Source organism: Luteimonas changyuni (assembly GCF_039548395.1).
In the GTDB taxonomy this organism is placed as follows: domain Bacteria; phylum Pseudomonadota; class Gammaproteobacteria; order Xanthomonadales; family Xanthomonadaceae; genus Luteimonas.
In genome coordinates, this window is sequence record NZ_JBCLUZ010000014.1 from 22,243 (window position 1) to 29,037 (window position 6,795).

General features: G+C 68.0%; 5 protein-coding genes and 1 pseudogene. All 6 read right to left on the reverse strand.

The window, feature by feature from the left end:
• Positions 1-14 precede the first annotated feature (14 nt).
• On the reverse strand, positions 15-1,115 hold the full coding sequence (gene gcvT / locus WCD84_RS07485) for a glycine cleavage system aminomethyltransferase GcvT (RefSeq protein WP_343280942.1): 1,101 nt from the start codon (positions 1,113-1,115) through the stop codon (positions 15-17).
• Positions 1,116-1,180: 65 nt separating this feature from the next.
• Positions 1,181-1,621, reverse strand: coding sequence for an NfeD family protein (locus WCD84_RS07490; RefSeq protein WP_343255828.1), 441 nt, complete (start codon positions 1,619-1,621; stop codon positions 1,181-1,183).
• A 3-nt stretch (positions 1,622-1,624) separates the two neighbouring features.
• On the reverse strand, positions 1,625-2,590 hold the full coding sequence (locus WCD84_RS07495; protein ID WP_343255827.1) for an SPFH domain-containing protein: 966 nt from the start codon (positions 2,588-2,590) through the stop codon (positions 1,625-1,627).
• A gap of 85 nt (positions 2,591-2,675) precedes the next feature.
• Entirely contained in the window at positions 2,676-3,662 is a 987-nt protein-coding gene (locus WCD84_RS07500; protein WP_343280943.1) for a DUF6607 family protein, read from the reverse strand.
• 92 nt (positions 3,663-3,754) lie between these two features.
• Complete coding sequence (locus WCD84_RS07505; protein WP_343280944.1) at positions 3,755-5,971, reverse strand: TonB-dependent hemoglobin/transferrin/lactoferrin family receptor; 2,217 nt, start codon at positions 5,969-5,971, stop codon at positions 3,755-3,757.
• Between the two features lie 98 nt (positions 5,972-6,069).
• A pseudogene (gene hemP, locus WCD84_RS14345) lies at positions 6,070-6,174 on the reverse strand (hemin uptake protein HemP); the annotation flags it as partial.
• Positions 6,175-6,795 lie beyond the last annotated feature (621 nt).

A 6,795-nucleotide genomic window follows, 5' to 3' on the forward strand; every position in this document is an offset into this window, starting at 1 on the left:
GCCCGGGGTGGAAATCAAATGCCCTCGCGGGCCTTGCCGTCGCGCACGAACGGGTAGGCGACCACGCGCACCGGAACCTCGCGGCCGCGAATGTCGACGCGCACGTCGCCTGCCTCGCCGGCGGGAATCCTGGCCAGGGCGATCGACTTGCCAAGCGTCGGGGCGAAGGTGCCGGAGAGGATTTCGCCCTCGCCGCTCGCCGCGAGCACCTTCTGGCCGTGGCGCAGCACGCCCTTCTCATCCATCACCAGGCCGACGATCTGGCGCGCGTCGCCGCGGTCGCGCTGCGCCTCGAGCACGGCACGACCGTTGAAGTCGCGACCCTCGTCCAGCGCCACGGTCCAGCCCAGGCCGGCTTCGTAAGGCGTGACCGACTCATCCATGTCCTGGCCGTACAGCGGCAGCCCTGCTTCCAGGCGCAGGGTGTCGCGCGAACCCAGGCCTGCTGGCGTGACGCCCGCCGAGACCAGCGCGTCCCAGAACGCCACGGCGTGCTCCTGCGGCAGCACGACCTCGAAGCCGTCTTCGCCCGTGTAGCCGGTGCGCGCGATGAACAGCGGCGCGCCGTCGACCGAGCGGACGTCGCGGCTGGCGAACTTGGCCAGCTTGCCGGCAGCGGCGCGGTCATCCCCGTGCACCAGGCCCAGCACCTTGTCGCGCGCCTGCGGGCCCTGTACGGCGATGATCGCCAGGTCATCGCGCACCCGGACCTCGACGCCGAAGGCTTCGGCCTGGGCATTGATCCATGCCAGGTCCTTGTCGCGCGTGGCTGCATTGACCACCAGCCGATGAAAGTCCTCGCCGAGGTAGTAGATGATCAGGTCGTCGATCACCCCGCCCTGCTCGTCGAGCATGCAGGTGTAGAGCGCCTTGCCCTGGACCTTGAGCTTGTCGACCGAGTTGGCGACCAGCTTGCGCAGGAAGTCGCGCACGCGCCCGCCGTGCAGGTCGACCACGGTCATGTGCGAGACATCGAACATGCCGGCACCGCGGCGCACCGCATGGTGCTCCTCGATCTGCGAACCATAGTTGAGCGGCATGTCCCAGCCGCCGAAGTCCACCATCTTCGCGCCGAGTGCGCGATGGGAGTCGTTGAGGATCGTCTTGCGGGTCATCGGCGGCTGGCTCCTGGCATACGGTCCGTCATTATCGCCGAGCCGGGGTGCCCCCACACCCCCGATCAGTCGATGCCGCGGACCTCGAGCACCATCCCGTTGGCGCCGATGACGCGCACGCGCACGCCGGCTTCGAGCTCCGGGCCGCTGACGACCCAATACGAATCGTCCAGCTTCACCCGCCCGCGCCCACCCTCGATCGCGCGGTCAAGCGCGACCACGCGCCCGACCAGCTGCTCGGCGCGCCGGTTGAGCAACGGCCGGTCGCTCGGCCGCTCGCGACCCCGGCCCCACTTCAGGTAGGCGAGCACGGCGACCACGCTCAGCGCCGCGAACAGCACGACCTGCGCCAGCAGCCCCAGGCCGGGCGCCACCAGCACGACCAGCCATACGATCGCGGCGGCGATGCCCATCCACAGCAGGAAGGCGCCGGGAATGAAGGTTTCAGCGGCGATCAGAACCAGTGCGATCGCGGCCCATGCGGTGGTGTTCATGCTCCACGCCATGGCTCAGCCTTCCGGGCGCTGTGCGGCGTCGACGCGCCGGCGGGTCTCCACCTGCTGCTTGCCGAGCGCCTCCTTGCCAAGCTCGGCGATGCCGGCGATCGAGCCGATGATGCCGCTGGTTTCCATCGGCATCATCACGAACTTGGCGTTGGACGCGGTCGCCAGCTCCTTGAACGCCTCGACGTACTTCTGCGCGATGAAGTAGTTGATCGCCTGCACGTCGCCGGCGGCGATCGCATTGGACACCATCTCGGTGGCCTTGGCCTCGGCCTCGGCCAGGCGCTCGCGCGCCTCGGCCTCGCGGTAGGCGGCTTCGCGCTCGCCCTCGGCCTCCAGGATCGCCGCCTGCTTCTCGCCTTCGGCACGCAGGATCGCGGAGCTGCGGTGGCCCTCCGCTTCCAGGATCACCGCGCGCCGTTCGCGCTCGGCCTTCATCTGCCGTGCCATCGAGTCGATCAGGTCGCGCGGCGGCTGGATGTCGCGGATCTCGATTCGCGTGACCTTGATCCCCCACGGGTTGGTGGCGGCATCGACCACGTTGAGCAGCTGCGCGTTGATCGTCTCGCGGTTGGACAGCGACTCGTCCAGGTCCATCGAGCCGATCACGGTCCGGATGTTGGTCTGCACCAGCGCGATGGTCGCGATCTCGAGGTTCGAGACCTCGTAGGCGGCCTTGGCCGAATCCAGCACCTGGAAGAACACCACGCCGTCGACCTTGACCACGGCGTTGTCCTTGGTGATCACGTCCTGCGAGGGCACGTCGAGCACCTGTTCCATGACGTTGACTTTGCGGCCCACGGCCTGCATCACCGGGATCAGCAGGTGCAGTCCGGGCGACAGCGTATGGGTGTACTTGCCGAAGCGCTCGACGGTCCACTCGAAGCCCTGCGGCACGATGCGCACCATCTTGAAGAAAAAGATGATGAATGCGACCACCAGTACGGCCGCGATGAAGGTTCCTCCGGACATTCCACGCTCTCCCCAGTCATTGGTCTCGAGTATAGACGCGGGGTGGGCGGCCACTGTGACCGCCCGGAGGGAAGAACGGGGCGTTTCAGCGCGTCGCGGCCACGGCCCCGGCAGGCACCGGCTCCACCCATTCGGCGAAGGCAGCGTCAATCGCGGAGTCCGGTACGTCCCTGCCTTCCTGCACCTCTTCGGCCTGGGTGAACAAGGGCATGATCAGCGCCATGCCATCGACATCGGTCTTCATGTGCAGGCCGTGGCCTTCGACCAGGAAGCTGTCCCAGCGCTGCCGCACGCGCCCCCAGTAGCCGGCGGTCGCCTTCCAGTAGTCATGCGCCCGGGTGAAGTCGACGTCGGTGTCCTTGCGATAGTCGTTGAAGCCGTATTCGCGCGCGATGGTGCGCACGGTCGAGCCGTCAGCGGCACGCAGGGTCTTGGTGTTGTCCTGCTCGTGGGTCCAGCCGCCGGGCACGATGGTGTGGCGGTTCTCCACGTTCAGCGCGTTGTAGTCGGAGCGCTTGGTGTACTCGCGCCGCGGCAGCGGCCGCCAGCTGCGGTCCGAGGTCCAGGTGGCGACGCCGTACCTGTGGCTCCAACGGCCGGTGCCACAGTAGCGCGGCGCGTCGCTGACCTCGTACACGCACTGCGTCCAGGCGCCCCGGGTCTTCTCCTCCGGGATCACGCGCACCTGCCAGGTCTGGTCGGCGCTGAACTCGAAGCGTTCTTCGGCCTCGTAGATCCAATCCTGCCGCCAGTGCTTGGTGACGTGCCCGCTCTTCGGGTCGACCAGGATGTGCTGCAGCACGATGCGCGACGGCGTGCCGTCGGCAGCCACGCTGTCCTCGACCAGGATCACGACCTCGCTGCCCCCGCTGCGCTTGGCGGGGGCGCGCTCGTAGCCTGGCGCCAGCAGCACGGTTTCGTCGAAGGCGAAGTCGACGTCGTACTCGCCGAGCATGCCGAGGATGGCCGCGCGGTCGGCGGCGGGGTCGGCAGCGCGCGGCTCCGCCTGTTGTGCCGACGCCATGCCCGTCGCGGCAAAAAGGAGAAGGAAAATGGTGGTTTGCGATCTCACGCTTGCGCTCCCGGTTCTAACCTAAAGTGGAATGACGTTGTCCCGGACCGCTCCGGGGATACCGCGACCGGCCCGTGGCGGCAGCGCCATGGCTACCACTCCACCGCGAAGTTGACGGCGAAGTTGCGCCCCGGCGCGCTGTAACGGTCGATAGAGCTGCTGGTTCCCGATACCAGCGGCAGCGCGCCGGCTCCCCAGTACTTGCGGTCGGTGAGGTTGAACACGCCCAGGTCCAGCCGCGCGCCTGGCCCGAACTCCCGGTGCGCAAGCAGGTCGAGCACGCCATGGCCCGGGCTTTCGAAGTACTCGCTGCCCACGGGCGCGTCCGGCAGGCGGTCGCGGCGGCCGACGAAGCGGCCGGCGAGTTCGGCGCCCCATTGCTCACCGCGCCAGGCCACGCCCAGCGACGCGGTCAGCGGATCGATGCTCTCCAGCGGCTGGCCGCTGGTCTCGTCCTCGCCGCGCGACCAGGCCGCGGCGCCGCGCAGCGACCAGCCGTCCCAGCCAGGCGACAACCGGCCCAGGTCGACGCCGGCCTTGAGCTCGATGCCGTGGATCGTCGCCTCGGACACATTGCGCGACTGATACACCATCAGGCCCTGCTCGTTGAAACCGGTGAAGGCCAGCGACTCGATGAAATCGTCGTACCGGTTGTAGTAGCCCGACACGCTGGCGTAGACCGCACCGCCGTTGAAACGCAGCCCGGCCTCGAACCCGTCGCTGGTCTCCGGGAGCAGGTCCGGATTGGCGATCGCGGTGTAGCCGAACATCACGTTGGTGAAACCGATATTGACGTCGTTGTAAGGCGGCGCGCGGAAGCCGCGGGAATAGCCGCCAAACAGCGACCAGTCGACGGAGAAATGCCAGACCGCGCCGAGCTTCGGCGACACCTGGGTCTCGGAAAGCTTGCCGAGCGCCATGCCCGGGTTGTCCTCGGCGAAGATGTTGTCGACCTCCGGCTGGAGTTCGTAGTGGTCCACGCGCAAGGCCGGGATCAGGCGGAACGCGCCGCCGGCGAAGCTGATCTCGTCCTGCAGGTACAGGGCGACGTTGGTGGTGCGGCTGTTGGGGAAGTCGCGCACCGGGAACACGTCGGGCAGCATCACCGGCGTCTCGACGCCGGTGATCGGGAACATCCGCAGACCGTCGCGCTTCTGCCGCGTGCGGGTGCGTGACGCGTCCAGGCCGTAGGCCAGCTCGTGGCGCACGCTGCCGGTGCCGAAGCCCTTGCGGGCGTTCACCTGCAGGCCGTACACGCGCTGGTCGAAATTGAACTCGCGCTCGCGGATGTCGCTGAAGGTCGGCGCGGCGAGCGTGCGCTCCTCCACGGTGTGCTGCGTGGTTTCGCTGTCCTGGCGGTAGACCTGCCAGTCCAGGCTGTCGGCAAAACCGGAGCCGGTTGCGTCCATCTCGTGGCCGAAGGCGACGCGCGCCCGCGTCTGGTGATCGCGCGCCAGCACGCGATCGTTGTACGCGCCGGTGAATCCCTGCGGGCCGCGCGAGGTGTAGACGTCGGTGTCGGTGGCATCCTCGTTGCCTTCCACGGTCAGCTTGAAGCGCTGGTCCGTGCCGGGCGCGAACACCAGCTTGGCCAGCAGGCTGCGGCCGTCGCGATCCTGCGGATTGGGCAGCGTGCGCGCGTCGCCAACGCCACCGGCCTCGCCCCGGTTCTCCGGCTCCCTGCCCTGGCGATGGCTGGCCGCGACCAATGCCGACCAGCGCTCGCCGCCGAAAGCCGCCGTGGCGCCGCCCGACAGGCCGTCCCAGTCGCTTTCATGGCCGATGCGCAAGCCGAAGTACGCATCCTTGCCTTCCGCCAGGTAGTCCAGGGGGTCCTTGGTGATGAAGGACACGACGCCGCCCAGCGCGTCCGAGCCGTACAGCGAACTGCCGGGGCCGCGCACGACCTCGACGCGCTTGAGCGTGTCGAGGTCGACGAAGTTGCGGTTGGCGTTGGAGTAGCTGCCGATCGAGAAGGCATCCGGGACTGCGATGCCGTCGGTCTGGATGCGCACGCGATTGCCGCCAAGGCCGCGGATGCGGATGTCGCCGATACCGAACCGTCCGAAGCCGGAGCCCACGGTAATGCCGGGCTCGTAGCGGAACAGATCTTCCAGGTCGCGCACCAGCAGCTCGTCCATGCGCTCGCGGTCGATGACATCGACGGTGTTCGGCACGTCGGCAACCACGCGCTCGGTGCGGGTGGCGGTGACCACGATGCGGTCGAATTCGACGGCGGGCGTGGGTTCCGCCTGCGCGAAGGCAGGCAGCAGCAGGCCAATGGCCAGGAAAAGGGGGGTGGATCGCATCGTGGGCTCTCTGGAGGCACGAGGCGAGCTGGCGTCCGGCAGCGGCCGGGGCTTGCAGCCTTGGGGAATGGGCGGCCGGGGTCCGGCCGCGTGCGGTGCTACTTGGTCAGGATCAGCTTGTCGTTGCGCGTATGGCGGAGGCGATAGACCTCGCTGCCATGGCGGATGAGCACTTCGCGCTGGCCATGCAGCAGGAGGACGCTGTCAACTTCCCCGTGATGAGTGTCGTCGGCCGGCGGCGTCTCGCAGGAGGGCACTTCGGTGGCGCTGTCGAAGCCGGACGGGTGGGCGCGGGAGGCAAGCATTGATTGCTCCTCATCGATGGGAAGTGTCAATGCTAATGATTCTCATTTTCCTGTCAACAGGAAATTTCAGGATCTTCTCCCGATTGAGGGGGGGGTGTACGGCCGGCCCGGCGAAGTGCCGGTTTTTTTTAAAGCTCGGGGTGACGCGACAGTGGGGTCGGGAGCTGCTCCGTTGGGATGCGCGCTGCCCGTCCCGTGCACAGGGGGTGTACTCCCCCGGCCTGTCCGCGTCCTGCTCCCAAGGCCGGCCGCCGGCCATCCATGGCCGGCTGTACGCACACCCCCTGTGCACGGGACGGGCCTTGGAGTTTCTTGGCTTCGGGACGGAGATCAAGAGCGGGCGCTCTTGTCCGTGCTCGTGCTCGTGGGCGTAGCCGTGACCGTGGCGTGGCTATGCCTTCTTGGCTTCGGGACGGAGATCAAGAGCGGGCGCTCTTGTCCGTGCTCGTGCTCGTGGGCGTAGCCGTGACCGTGGCGTGGCTATGCCGGTTGACGGTCCGCCGGGTTTCGACGTCGCAG